Genomic DNA, 18,254 nt, shown 5'->3' with positions numbered 1-18,254 from the left:
GCAAGCAAGGGAAGATGAGTCCATGAGCGACGACAAGCGTGAAGACCGCTGGACCGAAGGACCGGAGTTGACTCCCGAGCAGGCACGAGAGGCGCGTCGGGAGAAGGATGAAAAGCCGGTACCGCCGCCGGAGAGTGCCGAGGCAACGCGCGAGCGACAGCGCCTGGCACAGCAGGAGATGCTCGACCGCTGGATCAATGGGGTGCTGGTCGAGCAGCGCCGCTCCCGGCGCTGGAAGCTGTTCTTCCGCTTTCTCTTCGCCGCGTTGATCCTGGCATCGTTGGCTGCCACCTTCTATGGCTTGTTTGGTGATCCGACAGCGGAGTCTGAGCGGCAGCACCTGGGTGTGGTCAAGGTCCAGGGGGTGATCGACAGCGAGTCGCCGGCCAGCGCCGGGCGCGTCATCGAAGGGCTCAATCGCGCCTGGGACTCGCCCAACGCTGTCGCCGTGGTACTGCACATCAATAGTCCGGGGGGGAGTCCGGTGCAGTCCCAGCGCGTCTACAACGAAATCCTGCGTCTGCGCGAGGAAGGTGACAAGCCGATCATCGCCGTCATCGAGGATGTCGGCGCCAGTGGCGCGTACTATATGGCCGCAGCGGCCGACGAGATCGTGGCGGCCCCCGCCAGCCTGGTGGGCTCGATCGGCGTGATCTTCGCCAGCTTCGGCTTCGAGGAGGCGATCGAGCGCCTCGGCATCGAGCGGCGTATCTACGTCAGTGGCGAGAACAAGGACTTCCTCGATCCTTTTTCCGAGGTGGATCCGGAGGTGCTCGAATTCTGGCAGCAGGTCATGGACATTACCCACGACCAGTTCATCGAGGCCGTACGCCAGGGGCGCGGTGACCGCCTGGCCGAGGACGAGCGGCTCTTCAGTGGCTTGATCTGGACCGGTCAGCAAGCCGTGGAGCTGGGGCTGATCGATGGCATCGGCAGTCTCGACGCGCTGAGTCGCGAGCTGTTCGGCGAGCTTCGCTTGCATGACTACACGCCGCGGCTGGATCCCTTCGAACGCCTGAGCCGCCAGTTCGGGCGGGTCGCTGCCGAGTGGACGGGAATACCCTCCAGCCGCTCGCCGGTACGCTATCAACTGCCCTGAGTGCCCAGCGGGTCGAGGCCCGCTTCGCGCAGCAACTGGCACAGCCGAATCAGTGGCAGGCCGATCAGGGTATTGGGGTCGTCGCCTTCGAGCTTTTCGAACAGGGCGATGCCGAGTCCCTCCATGCGGAAGCTGCCGGCACTGTCCAGTGGCTGCTCGCGCTCCACGTAGCGGGCGATCTCGGCGTCACTGAGGCGGCGAAAAACTACGTCATAGCGCTCATGGCAGACCCAGTGGCGCGCGTTGCGGGTATCGATCAGCGCCAAGCCGGTGAGGAAGGTCACACGGTGCCCGGCGAACCGTGCCAGTTGGGCCCGGGCCGTGGCGGCATTGCCGGGCTTGCCGAGGATGTCACCGTCGAATACGGCGACCTGATCGGAGCCGATCACCAGGTGCGCCGGGTACTCCTCGGCCACTCGGCTGGCCTTGGTCAGTGCCAGCCGGTGCACCAGCGCTTGTGGTGTCTCGTCAGGGTGCGCTGTCTCGTCGATGTCGGGGCTTGCCCAGGCGTAGGGGAGCCCAAGGCGGTCGAGGAGTTGGCGCCGCCAGCGGGAGCTGGAAGCGAGGACGAGTCGAGGCATGGAGTCCTCCTGGAGTGCATGGAAAACGAGTCGTTCAGAGCTTGAGCGGACGGGTAGTGTAACTTGTTGAGAGGGCGTCTTTGACAGGGGCAGGGGGAGTGCCTATCATTGCGCGCCTATGTTGACCTCACGACTTCCCAACAGGGTCGAGCCCTATCGGCTCGCCGCCCGTGGCGAAAGCCTCTCCGGCCTGATGGCGCTCGACCAGTTCGAGCGTCTGGCCGAGCAGGTCGGTGCGCAGGCGGGCGATTGCCAGGTGTGGCTCGATTTCGGCATCGATGCACAGGGGCGTCGCGAAATTTGCGGTCGTCTCGAAGCCGAGTTGCAACTGCCTTGCCGGCGTTGCCTCGAGCCGATGGCGCAGCATGTCGAGAGCGAGTTCCTGCTGGGCATGGTCTCGAGCGATACCTTGGCGGCGGAGCTGCCGAGCACCCACGAGCCGGTGCTGGTGGAAAACGAACAGCTGAACCTGCTGGAGGTGGTCGAGGATGAGTTGATCCTCAGCCTGCCCCAGGTGGTTTACCACGACGAGGCGCTTTGCCGTGTCTCGCGCGACCAGCTGAGCAGCGGTGAGGAGGCCGAATCTAGCGAGCCGGCTCCCGCTAGTCCATTCGAGGTGTTGCGTCACCTCAAGGGCAAATCCTGATTGTTTATCGTCTCACTTCGGAGTGACACCCATGGCAGTTCAACAGAACCGTAAGACTCGTTCCAAGCGCGGCATGCGTCGCAGCCACGACGCCTTGAGCGCGCCGACCCTGGCTCAGGACAAGGAAACCGGCACTACTCACCTGCGTCATCACGTCTCCCCGGACGGCTTCTACCGTGGCCGCAAGGTGGTCGACGCCTGAGTCGACCCGCCGTCGATGACCATCGGCACCTGAACGTGCGGATTGCCATCGATGCGATGGGCGGGGACGCCGGTCCCGCCGTTGCCGTGCAGGGTTCAGCCGCTGCCATCCAGGCATGGCCGGGGTTGGCGATCGATCTGTTCGGCCCGGGCGACCAGTTGTCAAACGAGCTTGACAATCTGCCGCGGCATCTAGCCGCGGCGGGTTCACGTCTGTCCATCCATCACGCGCCGATGATGATTCATCAGCATCAGCGACCCTCCGACGCGCTCCGACGTGGCGGCGATACGAGCATGGCGCTGATGCTCGCCCACGTGGCCGGCCGTCATGCCGACGCAGGCGTCAGTGCCGGCAACACCGGGGCCTTGATGGCCTTGGCCCGGCGTGCACTGGGCACCGTGGCGGACATCCCGCGTCCCGCTATCTGCACTGCCATTCCTACCCGCGCTGACGAGCGCTGCTATCTGCTGGATCTCGGCGCCAATGTCGACGTCACGGCGGAGAGGCTAGTGGACTTCGCCCGTATGGGGGAGGTCATGGCGCGGCACGTGGATGGGCTCGCTGCCCCCCGGGTGGCGCTGCTCAACGTGGGTAGCGAGGGTACCAAGGGCAGCGAGACGGTGCGTCAGGCCGATGCGCTGCTAGGTGCACTGGGCGCGATGAACTACATCGGCTTCGTTGAAGGAGATGGGATCTTTGCCGGCTCCGCCGACGTGGTGGTTTGCGATGGATTCGTTGGCAATGCGGTACTCAAGGCCAGCGAGGGGCTGGCGCGAATGCTGATCGGGCGGGTCCAGACAACCTTCGAGTCACACTGGGGTAGTCGCTTGGTCGGCATGCTGGCGAGGCCGGCGCTGCGTCGGCTGAAGAGCGAGCTCGATCCGGTGCGCTACAATGGCGCCAGTTTGCTGGGGCTCGATGGCATCGTGATCAAGAGCCATGGCAGCGCCGATGCCATTGGTTTCTCCTATGCTGTGTCGCGGGCCGTACAAGAGATCCGCCGCGGCTTGCCGGCGCGGCTGGCCGCGGAGCTGGGCGCCCAATGTGATAGCACTCAACAAGAGCAATGGTGAATGACATGACTCAACCCCTTGCCCTCGTCTTTCCTGGGCAGGGCTCCCAGCAAGTTGGCATGCTGCGGGAGCTGGCGGAACGCTACAGCGTCGTAAGGACGACCTTCGAAGAGGCCGCCGATGCGCTGGGCTATGACCTGTGGAAAGTGGTACAGGAGGGGCCCGACGAGGCTCTCAATGCTACCGCCTGTACACAGCCGGCATTGCTGACTGCCAGTGTGGCGATCTGGCGCGTCTGGCAGGAGCTGGAGGGGCCGCGCCCAGGTGCCATGGCGGGTCATAGCCTGGGAGAGTACAGCGCGATGGTGTGCGCCGGTGTCGTGGGCTTCGCCGACGGTGTGCGCCTGGTACGTCTGCGTGGCGAGGCGATGCAGGAAGCGGTGCCGGTGGGGCAGGGCGCCATGGCGGCGATCCTGGGGCTCGACGATGCCACCGTTGAAACGGCCTGTGCCGAGGCCGCGCAGAATGAGGTGGTGGCGGCGGTGAACTACAATGCCCCGGGGCAAGTGGTGATCGCCGGCGACAAGGCGGCCGTGGAGCGTGCCATTGTCCTGTGCCAGGAGGCGGGAGCCAAGCGTGCCATGCCGCTGCCGGTTTCGGTGCCGTCGCACTGCGCTCTGATGCATCCGGCCGCCGAGCGGCTCAAAGCGGCCATGGCGGATCTCGATATGCGTCCGCCGCGCTATACCGTCTACCAGAACGTCGATGCCCAGGCGCATGCCGACGTCGAGACCCTGCGCACTCGACTGGTCGAGCAGCTCTATCAACCGGTGCGCTGGACCGCCTGCGTCGAGGCGATGGAGGCGGCGGGAGCCGCGGTCTTCATCGAGTGCGGGCCGGGCAAGGTGCTCACCGGCCTCGGCAAGCGCATCGCCAAGGGCAGCAAGGGGCTGGCGGTCAATGATCCGGACAGTCTCGAGGCGGCGCTTGGCCTGGCGCGTGAGGCGGTCGGCCAGTAAGGCGCATCCGGCCCATACCCCACATGGAGGGGCGTCGAGCCCCGGGATCAAACAGCAATGGAGCGGGAACAGGTTATGTCAAGCGAACGCAGAATCGCCCTGGTGACCGGTGCCAGCCGAGGCATCGGGCAGGCTATCGCCCATGAACTCGGCCGTCAGGGGCGCGTGGTGATCGGCACGGCCACTACAGAGTCCGGTGCGGCCAGGATCGACGAGGACCTGCGTGCCAACGGTATCGAGGGCGCCGGCAGGGCGCTCGATGTGACCGACCAGGCCAGCGTCGATGCGCTGGTCAAGGCCATTGGTGAGGAGTTCGGTGCTCCTACCATCCTGGTCAACAATGCCGGCATCACGCGGGACAACTTGCTGATGCGCATGAAGGAAGATGAGTGGGACGCGGTGCTCGACACCAACCTCAAGTCGGTCTATCGCGTCACCAAGGCCTGCCTGCGGGGCATGACCAAAGCCCGCTTCGGTCGTATCGTCAGCATCAGTTCGGTGGTGGCGACCATGGGCAATCTCGGCCAGACCAACTATGCTGCCGCCAAGGCGGGCATGGAAGGCTTCACTCGCGCACTGGCGCGTGAGGTGGCATCCCGGGCCATCACCGTTAACGCGGTGGCGCCGGGCTTCATTGCCACGGACATGACGCGGGCACTGCCCGAAGAGCAACATCAAGCACTGCTGACCCAGATTCCGCTGGCGCGCCTTGGCGAGCCCGGGGAGATCGCGGCTGCCGTCGGTTTCCTGGCAAGCGACGCCGCTGGCTACATTACCGGCGAGACGCTGCAGGTCAATGGCGGCATGAATATGCGTTGAAGCCCCCGCGGGTCGGTGGTTGCGCCGACGGGGGGGCGTCTATAAACTACCCCGCAGCTTGAGTTTGCGGACCAAACGGCTGGTCATCTGAACGGCTAACTTGAACGACTGGAGTACGTATAATGAGCACCATCGAAGAGCGCGTGAAGAAGGTTGTGGCCGAGCGCCTGAACGTCAAGGAAGAGGATATCCAGAACAGCTCCTCATTCACCGAGGACCTGGGCGCCGATTCCCTGGATACCGTCGAGCTGGTCATGGCGCTCGAAGAGGAATTCGACACCGAAATTCCCGATGAAGAAGCCGAGAAGATCACCACCGTTCAGGAAGCCATCGATTACGTCAACGCCCATCAGTAAGGGCGCGGTCGTCACCGCTTGCTGAGGTGAAGGGCTCTGCGAGGGGCCTGGAAAAGCCGTCCTGAGTTCCAGGGCGGCTTTTTGCTTTGTGTCGAGACCGTGGCTGCCCAAGCGAGGAGCATGTCCGGTATAATGCGCGCAATGACGGCCCGGGCGATGGGCCGTGTCATCAAGGTTGTCTGGAGGATTTCTGATGGCTCGTAGAGTTGTGGTGACCGGGCTGGGGCTGGTCACACCGGTGGGCAACACCGTCGGGGAGAGCTGGGAGAACATCCTGGCCGGCAAGAGCGGTATCGCCCCTATCGAGCATTTCGATGCAACCGGCTTCAACACTCGCTTCGGCGGTTCGGTCAAGAACTTCGACATCAGCCCTTACCTGAACCCGAAAGATGCGCGCAAGATGGATCTGTTCATCCAGTACGGCATCGCAGCGGGAGCGCAGGCCATCCAGGATGCCGGTCTCGAATGCACCGACGAGAACGCCGAGCGCATCGGTGTCGCCATCGGCTCCGGCATCGGCGGGTTGCCGATGATCGAGCAGAACCACAACGCTCTCCACAAGGGAGGGGCGCGTCGAATCTCGCCCTTCTTCGTTCCCGGCTCGATCATCAACATGATCTCCGGCAACCTGGCCATTCAGCATGGCTTCCGGGGGCCCAACATCGCCATCACCACCGCCTGTACCACCGGCACCCACAATATCGGTTACAGCGCCCGCACCATCGCCTACGGCGACGCCGACGTGATGATTTGCGGTGGGGCCGAGATGGCCACCACTCCGCTGGGGTTGGGCGGGTTCTCTGCCGCCCGGGCGCTGTCCACCCGCAACGACGACCCGCAGGCCGCCAGCCGCCCCTGGGATCGCGATCGCGACGGCTTCGTGCTGTCGGATGGCGCAGGTATCCTGGTGCTGGAGGAGTACGAGCACGCCAAGGCGCGTGGCGCACGGATCTATGCCGAACTGACCGGCTTCGGCATGAGCGACGATGCCTTTCACATGACCGCACCGCCAGAAGATGGCAGCGGGGCGGCGCTCTCCATGCGCAATGCCATTCGCGATGCGCGCATCGACCCCGCTCTGGTCGACTATATCAATGCACATGGCACCTCGACCCCGGCGGGCGACCTGGCCGAGAGCCGAGCTGTCCGCAAGGTCATGGGCGAGTCGGCCGACTCGGTGGCGGTGAGTTCCACCAAGTCGATGATCGGTCATCTGCTGGGCGCCGCCGGTGCCGTCGAAGCGGTATTCTGCATCCTGGCGATTCGCGATCAGGTGGCGCCGCCGACGATCAACCTGGACAACCCCCAGGAGGGCTGCGACTTGGATTACGTGCCGCACACCGCACGCGAGATGAAGATCGACGTGGCCCTGTCCAATTCGTTCGGCTTCGGCGGCACCAACGGCACTCTGGTCTTCTCCCGGCTGCGCTGAGCCGGGGCGTCGCGAGCGTGTGACATGAACCGCCCGCAAGCAGAACCCTGGGTGCCGGCCGACGATCGCGGCCTGGCTTATGGGGATGGACTGTTCGAAACCGTGCTGGTGCGCGATGGCGAACCCCTGCTGTGGCCACAGCACATGGCCCGGTTGGCCAAGGGCTGTCGAACCTTGGGCATTCCCATGCCTGCTGCTGCCGAACTCGACGGTTTGCCCGCCCGGGCAGGAGCGGGGCTCAAGGTGCTCAAGCTGATCCTGACCCGGGGCAGTGGCGGGCGCGGTTACCTTCCCTCGCCCGTCGCCCAGCCACGCCTGTTATGGCAGGCGGTGGATTTCCTCCCCCAGCCGCAGCGCTGGGAGTCGGGTGTCCGAGTGCGGCACTGCCGGCTGCGCTTGAGCGTTCAGCCACTGCTTGCCGGGCTCAAGCACCTCAATCGGCTGGAGAACGTGCTGGCGCGCCGCGAATGGGACGACCCTGACGTCGCGGAAGGGGTACTCTGCAACAGCCACGGCACCTTGATCGAAGCCACCTGCATGAACCTGTTCTGGCAGCGCCAAGGGTGCCTGGAAACGCCCCGGCTGGATGGTTGCGGCGTGGCCGGCACGCTGCGCGCCGCCCTGATGGAGCGTCTGGAGATCCGTGAAGTCAGCATGGGGCCGGCAGCGCTGGCCGAGGCGGAAGCCGTATGGCTCGGCAACTCGATCCAGGGGCTCTGGCCCGTGGTACGGCTCGACGGCGCCGATGGCTCCCGGCACGGTAGCTGGAAAGTGGGGCCCGTACATCGGGTCTTGCAGCGCGAAGCCCATGAGCTGCTGGGATATCCCGCACGTTTCACGAGCTGAGGACGTTGGCCGCGTGTTGTGCACGGAAATGATGAGTGATGAGGAAGACGCATGCTGCGCGTGGTGAAGTTTCTAGTGGTGCTGATCATCCTGGCGGCCGTGTCGGCATTCGCCGGCTATCGCTATTGGGAGAGCCGGCTCGACGCTCCCCTTGCGGTGGAGGAGGAGACCCTCTATGAAGTGCCGCGTGGGGCGGGCTATAACCGAGTGATGGCGGACCTGGCGGACCGTGGCGTGATCAAGGACGAGTGGGCGTTTCGCCTGCTGACGCGACTCGAACCCGAAGCGACCCCGCAACTGCGGGCCGGCGAATACATGCTCGAACCTGGAATGAGCGGACGCGACTTGGTCGAGCTGCTCGGTAGCGACCGGGTCGTCACCTATCCGTTGACCATTCCCGAAGGCTGGACCTTTCGCCAGATGCGGGCTCGCCTCGATGCCGCTCCCAAACTGGAGAACCAAACCGCGGGGCTTGGCGATGACGAGATCATGGCGCTGCTCGAGCGCGAGGGACGGCACCCCGAGGGCTGGTTCTTCCCCGATACCTATCGCTACCACAAGGGCATGAGCGATATCGATATCCTGCGCCAGGCACTCGCGCGCATGGAGCAGGTACTGGACGAGGTGTGGGAGACACGCCGCGACGATCTGCCCTACGAGACGCCCTACGAGGCGCTGATCATGGCTTCGCTGATCGAGCGCGAGACCGGCGCCCCCGAGGAACGTCGCGAGATCGCGGGCGTTTTCAAGCGCCGCATGGAGCGCGGCATGCGTCTGCAGACCGATCCTACCGTGATCTACGGCATGGGGGAGCGCTACGAGGGACGCATCACCCGCGCCGATCTGCGGGAGTCGACTCCGTACAATACCTATACCATCGACGGCCTGCCGCCGACGCCCATCGCCATGCCGGGACGCGCTGCACTCGAAGCCGCGGTTGATCCCGAGCCCGGCGAGACGCTCTATTTCGTCTCGCGAGGCGACGGCACGCACCACTTCTCGCGCACGTTACGCGAGCACAATAACGCCGTGAACCGTTATATCCGCAATCGCTGAGCGGCTGGACGCACAGGAGCCCCGATGCAACAGCGTGGACGATTCATTACCTTGGAAGGCAGCGAGGGAGTCGGCAAGTCGACCAACCTGGCATGGGTGGCCCAATGGCTGGCGGCACGCGGCATCGACGTGATATGCACGCGGGAGCCGGGAGGCACCCCGCGGGCCGAAGCCATTCGCGAGCTGTTGCTGTCCTCGGAGGCCGACGAGCCGCTGGATGCCGACGCCGAGCTGCTGTTGGTCTTCGCCGCCCGCGCCCAACACTTGGCGCAGCGCATTCGACCGGCACTGGAACAAGGCACCTGGGTGCTGTGCGACCGCTTCACCGATGCCACCTTTGCTTATCAGGGCGGCGGTCGCGGCATCGATGCCGTGCGCATCGGCGAACTGGAGCGTTTCGTGCAGCGTGGGCTGGAGCCCGACCTGACGCTGCTGCTCGACATGCCGGTCGAGGCCGCTCAGCGACGCCTCCAGGGGCGCCTCGAGGCGAATGGGCAGGGCCGTGACCGTTTCGAGCAGGAGCATGTCGCCTTCTTCGAGGCGGTGCGGCTGGCCTATCTGGAGAGGGCGAAAGTGGCCCCCGAACGGGTGGCGGTCATCGATGCCGATGCCCCGCTAGCCACCGTACAGGGACGACTATCGGCGTGCCTGGAGGAACACCTGAGGACTTGGCAGTGAACGAGCCGACGCCAGCGACACCACTGCCGTGGCACGCACCGCTCTGGCAGCAGTTCGTGTCCCTGCATCGTGGCGCCCGCCTTCCCCATGCACTGCTGCTTTCCGGGCCGCATGGGGTGGGCAAGCAGCACTTCGCCGAGGCGCTGGTCGGCTACCTGTTATGCAATACTCCGGGAGAGATGGCCTGCGGTCAGTGCCACGGCTGTCGCATGCTGGCTTCCGGTTATCATCCTGACTTGCTGCGTGTATCGCCGGAAGAGGGCAAGCGACAGATACGCATCGACCCCATTCGTGAGGTCAACGCCTTCGTCGCCCAGACCGCCCAGCAGGGTGGGCATCGCGTGATCGTACTGTCGCCGGCAGAGGCGATGAACGTGGCCGCTGCCAACGCACTGCTCAAGAGCCTGGAAGAGCCGGGCGAGCGCACCCAGTTCGTGCTGCTGGCAGACGTTCCCTCGCGCATGCTGGCCACCATTCGCTCGCGCTGTCAGCACTGGAGCCTGCCGCTGCCGGAATCCGAGCAGAGCCTGGAATGGCTGTCGACGCAGCTGGGCAATCGCGACGAAGCCGCGTTCTGGTTTCAGGTCTCGGGTGGGCTGCCGTTGCTCGCTACCGAACTGGCGACGCCCGATGCAAGGGCGTTGCGCAAGCAATTGCATGAGACCTTCGATGCCTTGGTGCGCGGCGCCGAGCCGGTGGCGGAGGCGGCGCGCCTTGATCGCCAGTCCCTAGAGTCCATCCTGTGGTACGGTATTGCCTGGCTCGAGGATCTCATTCGCCTGGGCCTGTCGGGGGAGGCAGACGAAGTACGCAATCCCGATCTTTTGCCGCTCTACCGTCAGGCGGTCAAGAACGCTCGCGTGCAGGACTGGTTCCGGCTGCTTGACTTTGCCCGCGAGCAGCGCCGGTTGCTGGCGGCGGGCGGCAATCCCAACCCCCAGCTGGTCCTCGAGGCCTGGCTGGTACGCTGGTCGACCCTGCTGCGCTCCTGAGGCAGGCGAAGGGAGGAGAACCGATGGCACCGCAGAAGGCCCTGTCGTTGACGATCCAGGACGAGCAGACGCTGCTCTCCGCCTACATGCCGCTGCTCGAACGGGGTGGAATCTTCGTGCCTACCCGCGAGCGCTACGAGCTGGGCCAGGAAGTCTATCTGTTGCTGGCCCTGCCCGGCGAAAGCGAGCGGGTGCCGGTCACCGGCCAGGTCGTGTGGGTATCGCCAGATGGCGTGGCGGGGCGGCGGGTGCCGGGCATCGGTATCCACTTCAGCCCCGAAGACCAAGCCGTACGCGATCGCATCGAAACCCTGCTGGCGGGGCAACTGGACAAGGGCGCTCCGACCTATACCCTGTGAGCAACCCGTACCCCTGCCAACGCATTCATCTGACGAGTTTCCCCCTGCATGTTTGTCGATTCGCACTGTCATCTCGATCGCCTCGATCCCGCCACGCACGACGGTAGTCTTGCCGACGCCCTGGAAGCGGCCAGGGCTCGCGACGTGCGCCAGTTCCTGGCGATTGCCGTGACCCTCGAAGACGTGCCGAAGCTGGCTGCAATAGCCCGCGAGCACGCCGATGTCTCGATATCCGCTGGCGTGCATCCGCTGCACCTGCTGGAGCACGAACCCGACCTCGAGTCGATCAAGGAGAGCGCAGAGCGCTTCGCTGCCGTGGCCATCGGCGAGTGCGGTCTGGACTACCATTATCTCGACAAGACGCCTGATCGCGTACCCACGCGTGAGGTGCAGCGCGAGCGCTTCCGCCGCCAGCTGATCGCCGCCACCGAGCTAGAGCTTCCGGTGATCGTGCACACCCGCGATGCACGCGAGGACACCCTGGCGCTGATCCGCGAGCACAGCGACCCTGCCATCGGTGGGGTATTGCATTGTTTCACCGAAGACCTCGAGATGGCGCGGGAGGCGGTGCGTCATGGTTTCTACATCTCGCTGTCGGGCATCGTCACCTTCCGCAATGCGGATAGCCTGCGCGAGGTGGCCCGCCGGGTGCCGTTGGACCGCCTGCTGATAGAGACAGACAGTCCCTATCTGGCGCCGGTACCGCATCGCGGCAAGCCCAACGAACCGGCCTGGGTGGTGGAAGTAGCACAGTGCATTGCTCATGAGCGCGGCATTAGTGTCGACGAGGTGGCCATGCAGACCACGGCAAATTTCTATCGCCTCTTTCGTCACGCCGCTCCCGAAATATCTGCCGAGACCCGTGAGGCCTTGGTCCAGGCCGGTCTGGTTTAGGCGAAATCGCTATCGATATCGGGGGCAACCATGAATCTCGATCCTCTACTCAATCACGTCGACTCCGATGGCGCCATCCCGCCGGTGGACCGCTGGCAGCCGACCCTGGCTGGGGTGATGGATGTGGAGATCGCTGCCGATGGCCGCTGGTTCCACGAGGGCAGCGAGATGACACGTCCCCATCTGGTGCGTTTGCTCTCGACACTGCTGCGGCGTGAGGAGGACGGCCACTACTATCTGGTGACGCCGGTAGAGAAGCAGCGTATCCGCGTGGCCGATCGACCCTTCGTGGTGGTGGATGCCGACTACGACGAAGCCTCGGGCTGCTGGTGGCTGACGACTCACGTGGGAGATCGGGTTCGCCTTGACGCGACTCATCGACTCGAGGTGACGGTTACCCCCGAGGGGGAGCAGGTCCCGGAAGTGCCGGTGCGCTTCGGCCTTGCCGCTCGCCTGGGGCGTAACGTCTACTATCGGCTGGTGGAAAGCGCCGAGCAGCGCACAGGGACGGGCGGCGTCATCGAGCTTGGCCTGCTCAGCGATGACTGTTGGCAGCCGCTCGGCGAGCTGCCTGCCGAGGCGTCGTGAGGCTGACCGGAGAACAGCGCGCCGTCGTCGAGCATGGTGCCGGTCATGCACGGGTCGCTGCGGTGGCCGGGGCTGGCAAGACCACCACCCTGGTCGCTCGCGTGCTGCACCTGCTGGCGCGGGGGGTGCCGGCGAACCGGATCTTGGTCCTCATGTTCAACCGCTCGGCGCGCGAAGACTTCCAGCGTCGGTTGGTCGAGATGGCGCCTGCCGGACAGCGCCTGCCCGACGTGCGGACCTTTCATTCGCTGGGGCATCGTTTGACGGCCAGCCTGACGCGCTGGGGCGCGCTGGCCCCCCGACGGCTGATCGCCGCCGACTGGCAGGTAGAACGTCTATTACGTCAGGCGACCCTCGAGGCTCTCGAGGACGGTGATCGGCGCGAGCTGGCGCTGGAAGCCGATACCCTGGAGGCGCTGGCGCATTTCTGTGGCCTGGTGAAGGCCGAGATGATTCCGGCGGCCACGCTGCTGGAGCGGTTCGACGACGAGGGCAGCGAGCATTTCGCCGACGCCTTCGAGCGACTCGAGACGCTTTTGGCCGAACACGGCCTGATGACCTACTCCGACCTGCTCTACCGTCCTCTGCGCGCGCTGGAGGCCGACCCTGGCCTGGTGCGCAGGGTACAGGGCTTTCTCGACCAGGCGATCATCGACGAATATCAGGATATCAATCAGGCTCAGTTGCGCTTGCTGGCGCTGCTCGCCGGACGCGACGCCGATGTGATGGCGGTAGGAGATGCCAATCAGTGTATCTACGAGTGGCGTGGTGCCCATCCCGACACCATGCGCGAGCACTTTACCGCCACCTTCGGTATGGCTACCGACTACCCGCTATCCACCACCTTCCGCCACGGTCATGCACTGGCACTACTCGCAAACCATGCCATTGCCGGCAACCGGCGACGGCCTGACCAGCTGTGCCTGGCCGCTCCCGGCAACCCGCGCACGGCATTGACCATCGAGCAGGGCAGGGCGGCGCTACTGGCGACGCTCGACCGCTGGCAGCGTGCGGGAAGAGCGCTCGATGAGGCCTGCCTGCTGGTGCGCAGTTGGACGCTTTCGGTACCCGTACAGTTGCAGCTGCTACAAGCCGGGATTGCATTTCGACTCTCCCGTGAGGATCGCTTCGTCTTTCGCCTGCCGCTAGTGCAGGCGCTGGCCGGCTACCTGCAACTGGCCCGAAGCCCGAGGCTATTGCACGACCCGGCACACCTGCTGCGCCTGTTCGAGCAGCCGACGCCTTTCGTCGCCCGTGAACGTCTCGTCGCCCTGGTCCAGCGCCTGGCGCAAGCGCAGCAATATCCCGAACGGGACGATCCTCTGTTGGCCGGCCTCAAGCCGATGCAACGACGCAACCTGAAGCGGCGCTGGGCGCTGCTATGCGAACTGCCCCGGCTGGGCGACTGGCCGCCCGCGCGACTACTGGCGCATATCGTCGAGGCCCTGGATGCCGAGAAGGTGCTCAAGCGCGCCGCCGCACGCCGCGAGAAGGGTGAGGAGGACGTGCGCCTGCTCGACGTTCTGATTGAACAGGCCGGCGAGACGCCTCACATCGATGCCTTCATCGAGCTGCTCGAAAGGCCTGTCGAGAACCGTGACGACGGCTTGCTGATCACCACCGTCCATGGGGCCAAAGGATTAGAGTGGCCGTTGGTGATCGTTGCGGGCGTCAACGAGGAGGATTTCCCGCATTACAGTCGTGACAACCCGCTGTCTCCCGAGCGACTGGAGGAGGAGAGGCGACTGTTCTATGTCGCCGTGACGCGGGCTCGCGAACGTCTGCTGCTGCTGCATGACGGTGGTGATCACCGACCCAGCCGTTTTCTTGGCGAGACGGCATGGGAGGATTGCCAACGTGTCGCGGCCCGGCTGGAGGAGCCGACGCAGGAGGATGTCCCCCTGGCGGTGTCTTCACCCGATTTGGTCTCGCGCTACCTGGCTGGCGTCGGCCATTCCGCTATTCCACTGACGCCACGAGGTATGGCGCTGGGTGAGCGGGGTGCGGCCTACGCCATGCAGCCCTACCGTCCCGGGCAGCGACTGCTCCACGCGGTATTCGGAGAGGGTGAGATCGTGGTGGTGGAGGGCGACCCCGCTGACCCGGTGATTGAAGTAAACTTCAAGCAGGCCGGACGTCGCCGCCTGCTGGCCTGCCGGGCGCCCATCGAACTGTTCGGCAGCGAGAAGGCGTATCCCGAGTCTGCCCAAGGAGAACGTACATGAGCCAGGTACTCATCTCGGCCCGCGAACTGGCCGAGTCGCTGCTAGGACGAAACCCGCCCAGCATTCTCGACTGTCGTGCGCGGCTGGGCGACGGTGATGCCGGTCGCAGACTGTGGGAAGCCGGTCACGTGCCCGGTAGCCTGCACCTCGACCTCGATCGAGACTTAGCGGCCGAGCCCGGTGAGAGCGGTCGCCACCCCCTGCCGTCTCGCGAGGCTTTCACTGGTACGTTACAGCGTCTCGGCATCTCACCCCATGTACCCGTGGTGGTGCTTGACGACATGGGCGGCCAGCTGGCCGCGGCCCGGGCCTGGTGGATGCTAGCTGTGTGGGCAGGGCACCCCGATGTGCGCGTACTCGATGGAGGGCTGCGAGCCTGGCAGGAGGAGGGCGGAGAACTCGTGCTGGGGCAGGAAGTACGGCCCGAGCCGAGCCGCTGGCAGCCTAGCTTCGATGACAGGGCAATCATGAGCGCAGACGAAGTCTTCTCCGGGCGGGAGCTGAAGCTCGATGCTCGCAGCGAGGAGCGCTTTCGTGGCGAGGTGGAGCCCATCGATCCGGTGGCCGGACACATTCCCGGGGCGGTGTGCCGCCCCAGCTCCGCCAACCTTACCGAAACGGGACGTTTCAAGACTCCCGAGGTGCTGGATGGCGAGCTCCCTCGTGATGAAGCGGTCGTGGCCTACTGTGGTTCCGGCGTGACCGCCTGTCACAACGTTCTCGCCTACACCATTGCCGGGCGTCCCTTGCCCCGGCTCTATCCGGGCTCGTGGAGCGAGTGGATCCGCGACCCATCGAGACCAGTGGCGCGTGGCGGATTGCGCTAGGCTGCCAATAGAGGGAAGTAGTACAAAAAGGGCGTGCCATAGGCACGCCCTGCTCACGTTTGCCCTTAGGGCTGCGGGTCACATGTTGGGGTAGTTGGGCCCGCCGCCGCCCTCCGGTGCCACCCACTTGATGTTCTGCGCCGGATCCTTGATGTCGCAGGTCTTGCAGTGCACGCAGTTCTGGAAGTTGATCTGGAAGCGCGGCTTGCCGTCGTCATCCTCGACCACTTCGTAGACCCCGGCCGGGCAGTAGCGCTGGGCCGGCTCGGCGTACTTCGGCAGGTTCTCGCGAATGGGAAGCTCCGGGTCCAGCAGCTTCAAATGGCTCGGCTGGTCCTCCTCGTGGTTGGTATTCGACAGGAACACCGAGGAGAGCTTGTCGAAGGAGAGCTTGCCGTCTGGCTTGGGATAGTCGATCTTCTCGAAGTCGCTGGCCGGTTTAAGGGCGGCATGGTCAGGCGTGGTGTCGTGCAGGTTGGGCAGCTTGCCGCCCAGCAGCTGATTGACGAAGTTGTAGGCGCCGCCGCCCACGGTGCCGTACTTGTGAAGCGCCGGGCCGAAGCTGGCGGTCTCCTTGAGTTCGGTGTAGGCCCAGCTTGCTTCCCACTTCTGGCTGAAGGCAGTCAGCTCCTGGCCGCCCTCGTCGCCGCCGGCGATAGCCTCGAAGACCGCCTCGGCGGCGACCAGGCCGGATTTCATCGCCGTGTGCAGGCCCTTGATCTTGGCGAAGTTCAGCGTGCCGGCATCGCAGCCGATCAACAGGCCGCCGGGGAAGGTCATCTTCGGCAGGCAGTTGAGGCCGCCCTTGGTGATGGCCCGTGCACCGTAGGCGACCCGCTTGCCGCCCTCCAGATGCTTGGCCAGCACCGGGTGATGCTTCATGCGCTGGAACTCGTCGAACGGCGAGAGCCAGGGATTCTGGTAGGAGAGGTCCATGATCAGGCCGACCACGACCTGATTGTTCTCGGCGTGATAGAGGAACCAGCCGCCATGGGTATCCTTGGCCAGCGGCCAGCCCGAGCCGTGCAGGACCAGCCCCGGCTCGTGCTGTTCGGCGGGGATGTCCCACAGCTCCTTGAGGCCGATACCGTAGTGCTGGGGATCGCGACCCTCGTCGAGCTTGAAACGCGAGATCAGGCCCTTGCCCAGGTGACCACGGGCGCCCTCGGCGAACAGGGTGTACTTAGCGCGCAGCTCCATGCCCGGCATGTAGCCGTCCTTGGGCGTGCCGTCGGCAGCCACGCCCATGTCGCCGATGAGAATGCCGCGCACGGTGCCGTCCTCGTCGTGCAGCACTTCCTGGGCAGCGAAGCCGGGGAACACTTCGACACCGAGCCCTTCGGCCTGCTCGGCCAGCCAGCGGCACAGGTTGCCAGCGCTGATCACGTAGCGCTTCATGTCGCCACCGGTATTGTGCATGCTCTTCGGCACCAGGGCGTTGGGCAGCTTCTGGGCCTTCTGGGCATCCTTGAGCAGGTAGACCTCATCGCGGGTGGCCGGGGTGGTCAACGGAGCGCCGCGCTCTTCCCAGTCGGGGAACAGCTCGGCCAGCGCGCGGGGCTCGAACACGGCACCAGACAGGATATGAGCGCCGACTTCGGAGCCTTTCTCCACCACGCACACCGTCAGTTCCTGGCCGGCCTCGTTGGCCTGCTGCATCAGGCGGCAGGCCGCCGACAGCCCGGAAGGGCCGGCGCCGACGATCACCACGTCGAAGTCCATCGAATCGCGTTCTACTTGCTCAGACATCCACTCGCTCCTCCCTCGGCTTCGGCGTCGGAGCGGCTGCCACCAACGTCGAAGGAAAATAAAACGGTCGTTTGCTTCTCGATATTCTCCATGATAGGCATAATAAACGAGTCAGGACAGCCCTACGAATGGCAATGTACGACGGCTCCACCCGCAGCGACGGGTAAGGGATTGTTGCCACAGGCCAGGCTGTGGCACATTGGCAGGGTTTTTCGATTCGGCGCCTATCAAACGCTTGCATGAAACGTATAAAGGAATAGCAAACGGTTCTAAGGGGTCGTTGACCTTTACTCGAAGGACGTCAGCGAGTCCAAAACCAAACGGTTCACCCACTGAACCAAGTGAGGACACCATGAAAGTACTCGTCGCGGTCAAACGCGTCATCGACTACAACGTCAAGATCCGCGTCAAGGCGGATCACTCCGACGTCGATCTCACCAACGTCAAGATGGCCATGAACCCCTTCTGCGAGATCGCCGTGGAAGAGGCGGTGCGCCTGAAGGAGAAGGGAGTGGCCACCGAGGTGGTCGCCGTGACCATCGGCCCCAAGGCCGCCCAGGAGCAACTGCGTACCGCGCTGGCGCTGGGCGCCGATCGTGCCGTGCATGTCGAGACCGAAGAGCGCGTCGAGTCGCTGGCCGCGGCCAAGCTGCTGGCCAAGGTGGTGGAAGAGGAGCAGCCCGGTCTCGTCATTCTCGGCAAGCAGGCGATCGACACCGACAACAACCAGACCGGCCAGATGCTGGCCGCGCTGGCCGGCCTGCCCCAGGGCACCTTCGCCTCGGAAGTGACGGTCGAGAACGACAAGGTGCAGGTGACCCGCGAGATCGACGGCGGCCTGCAGACCGTCGAGCTGACCCTGCCGGCGGTGAT

Annotated in this window: 20 protein-coding genes; 18 read left to right on the top strand and 2 right to left on the bottom strand. The window is 64.9% G+C overall.

Annotated elements, in window-relative coordinates:
* The first annotated feature begins 22 nt into the window (after nt 1-22).
* Nucleotides 23-1,099 carry a signal peptide peptidase SppA gene (gene sppA / locus KPL81_RS13725; protein ID WP_219792679.1) on the top strand — a complete coding sequence of 359 codons (1,077 nt, stop codon included), beginning with the start codon at nt 23-25 and terminating at the stop codon, nt 1,097-1,099.
* Here sppA and KPL81_RS13720 read toward each other — a convergent pair.
* Entirely contained in the window at nt 1,087-1,680 is a 594-nt protein-coding gene (locus tag KPL81_RS13720) for a Maf family protein (RefSeq protein WP_219792678.1), read from the bottom strand. The two genes, sppA and KPL81_RS13720, sit on opposite strands and share 13 nt — an antisense overlap.
* 118 nt (nt 1,681-1,798) lie before the next feature.
* On the opposite strand from KPL81_RS13720, the gene KPL81_RS13715 reads away from it, so the two are divergent.
* The 16 genes from KPL81_RS13715 to KPL81_RS13640 all read left to right on the top strand — a co-directional run bounded on the left by KPL81_RS13715 (nt 1,799) and on the right by KPL81_RS13640 (nt 15,632).
* Nucleotides 1,799-2,326: a YceD family protein gene (locus tag KPL81_RS13715; protein ID WP_219792677.1), complete on the top strand. Its 528-nt coding sequence runs from the start codon at nt 1,799-1,801 to the stop codon at nt 2,324-2,326.
* A gap of 31 nt (nt 2,327-2,357) precedes the next feature.
* Nucleotides 2,358-2,528: a 50S ribosomal protein L32 gene (gene rpmF, locus KPL81_RS13710; RefSeq protein WP_209477718.1), complete on the top strand. Its 171-nt coding sequence runs from the start codon at nt 2,358-2,360 to the stop codon at nt 2,526-2,528.
* A gap of 35 nt (nt 2,529-2,563) precedes the next feature.
* On the top strand, nt 2,564-3,601 hold the full coding sequence (plsX, locus tag KPL81_RS13705) for a phosphate acyltransferase PlsX (protein ID WP_209477720.1): 1,038 nt from the start codon (nt 2,564-2,566) through the stop codon (nt 3,599-3,601).
* 5 nt (nt 3,602-3,606) lie between these two features.
* Nucleotides 3,607-4,560 carry an ACP S-malonyltransferase gene (gene fabD / locus KPL81_RS13700; protein WP_219792676.1) on the top strand — a complete coding sequence of 318 codons (954 nt, stop codon included), beginning with the start codon at nt 3,607-3,609 and terminating at the stop codon, nt 4,558-4,560.
* Nucleotides 4,561-4,635: 75 nt separating this feature from the next.
* Nucleotides 4,636-5,379 (top strand): 3-oxoacyl-ACP reductase FabG, encoded by a 744-nt coding sequence (fabG, locus tag KPL81_RS13695; protein WP_219792675.1) that lies wholly within the window; start codon nt 4,636-4,638, stop codon nt 5,377-5,379.
* Between the two features lie 122 nt (nt 5,380-5,501).
* Nucleotides 5,502-5,735 (top strand): acyl carrier protein, encoded by a 234-nt coding sequence (gene acpP, locus KPL81_RS13690; RefSeq protein WP_008956801.1) that lies wholly within the window; start codon nt 5,502-5,504, stop codon nt 5,733-5,735.
* Between the two features lie 190 nt (nt 5,736-5,925).
* Nucleotides 5,926-7,167, top strand: a complete 1,242-nt coding sequence (gene fabF, locus KPL81_RS13685) for a beta-ketoacyl-ACP synthase II (RefSeq protein ID WP_422674136.1) — start codon at nt 5,926-5,928, stop codon at nt 7,165-7,167.
* Between the two features lie 24 nt (nt 7,168-7,191).
* Complete coding sequence (pabC, locus tag KPL81_RS13680; RefSeq protein ID WP_209477728.1) at nt 7,192-8,013, top strand: aminodeoxychorismate lyase; 822 nt, start codon at nt 7,192-7,194, stop codon at nt 8,011-8,013.
* Between the two features lie 51 nt (nt 8,014-8,064).
* Nucleotides 8,065-9,069 (top strand): endolytic transglycosylase MltG, encoded by a 1,005-nt coding sequence (gene mltG, locus KPL81_RS13675; protein ID WP_209477730.1) that lies wholly within the window; start codon nt 8,065-8,067, stop codon nt 9,067-9,069.
* Between the two features lie 24 nt (nt 9,070-9,093).
* Entirely contained in the window at nt 9,094-9,747 is a 654-nt protein-coding gene (gene tmk, locus KPL81_RS13670) for a dTMP kinase (RefSeq protein WP_209477732.1), read from the top strand.
* Nucleotides 9,744-10,739: a DNA polymerase III subunit delta' gene (locus KPL81_RS13665; protein ID WP_422674133.1), complete on the top strand. Its 996-nt coding sequence runs from the start codon at nt 9,744-9,746 to the stop codon at nt 10,737-10,739. Before tmk ends, KPL81_RS13665 begins: the two co-directional genes overlap by 4 nt.
* A 23-nt stretch (nt 10,740-10,762) precedes the next feature.
* Nucleotides 10,763-11,098 (top strand): PilZ domain-containing protein, encoded by a 336-nt coding sequence (locus KPL81_RS13660; RefSeq protein ID WP_209477736.1) that lies wholly within the window; start codon nt 10,763-10,765, stop codon nt 11,096-11,098.
* Nucleotides 11,099-11,146: 48 nt separating this feature from the next.
* Nucleotides 11,147-11,992 (top strand): TatD family hydrolase, encoded by an 846-nt coding sequence (locus tag KPL81_RS13655; protein ID WP_209477738.1) that lies wholly within the window; start codon nt 11,147-11,149, stop codon nt 11,990-11,992.
* 30 nt (nt 11,993-12,022) lie between these two features.
* A complete protein-coding gene (locus tag KPL81_RS13650; protein ID WP_219792672.1) occupies nt 12,023-12,580 on the top strand; it encodes a DUF1285 domain-containing protein in 558 nt (185 codons plus the stop codon).
* Nucleotides 12,577-14,805 (top strand): ATP-dependent helicase, encoded by a 2,229-nt coding sequence (locus KPL81_RS13645; protein ID WP_219792671.1) that lies wholly within the window; start codon nt 12,577-12,579, stop codon nt 14,803-14,805. The genes KPL81_RS13650 and KPL81_RS13645 overlap by 4 nt, the downstream gene beginning before the upstream one ends.
* Nucleotides 14,802-15,632, top strand: a complete 831-nt coding sequence (locus KPL81_RS13640) for a sulfurtransferase (protein ID WP_219792670.1) — start codon at nt 14,802-14,804, stop codon at nt 15,630-15,632. The genes KPL81_RS13645 and KPL81_RS13640 overlap by 4 nt, the downstream gene beginning before the upstream one ends.
* 78 nt (nt 15,633-15,710) lie before the next feature.
* On the opposite strand, the gene KPL81_RS13635 is transcribed toward KPL81_RS13640, so the two are convergent.
* Entirely contained in the window at nt 15,711-17,381 is a 1,671-nt protein-coding gene (locus KPL81_RS13635) for an electron transfer flavoprotein-ubiquinone oxidoreductase (protein WP_219792669.1), read from the bottom strand.
* A 352-nt stretch (nt 17,382-17,733) separates the two neighbouring features.
* On the opposite strand from KPL81_RS13635, the gene KPL81_RS13630 reads away from it, so the two are divergent.
* Nucleotides 17,734-18,254 (top strand): electron transfer flavoprotein subunit beta/FixA family protein (locus KPL81_RS13630; RefSeq protein ID WP_219792668.1); only part of this gene is annotated, 521 nt, incomplete at its 3' end.

The sequence above is a fragment of the Billgrantia antri genome (assembly GCF_019430905.1).
GTDB classification, from domain to species: domain Bacteria; phylum Pseudomonadota; class Gammaproteobacteria; order Pseudomonadales; family Halomonadaceae; genus Halomonas; species Halomonas antri.
This window is presented reverse-complemented; position numbering and strand designations above follow the sequence as displayed.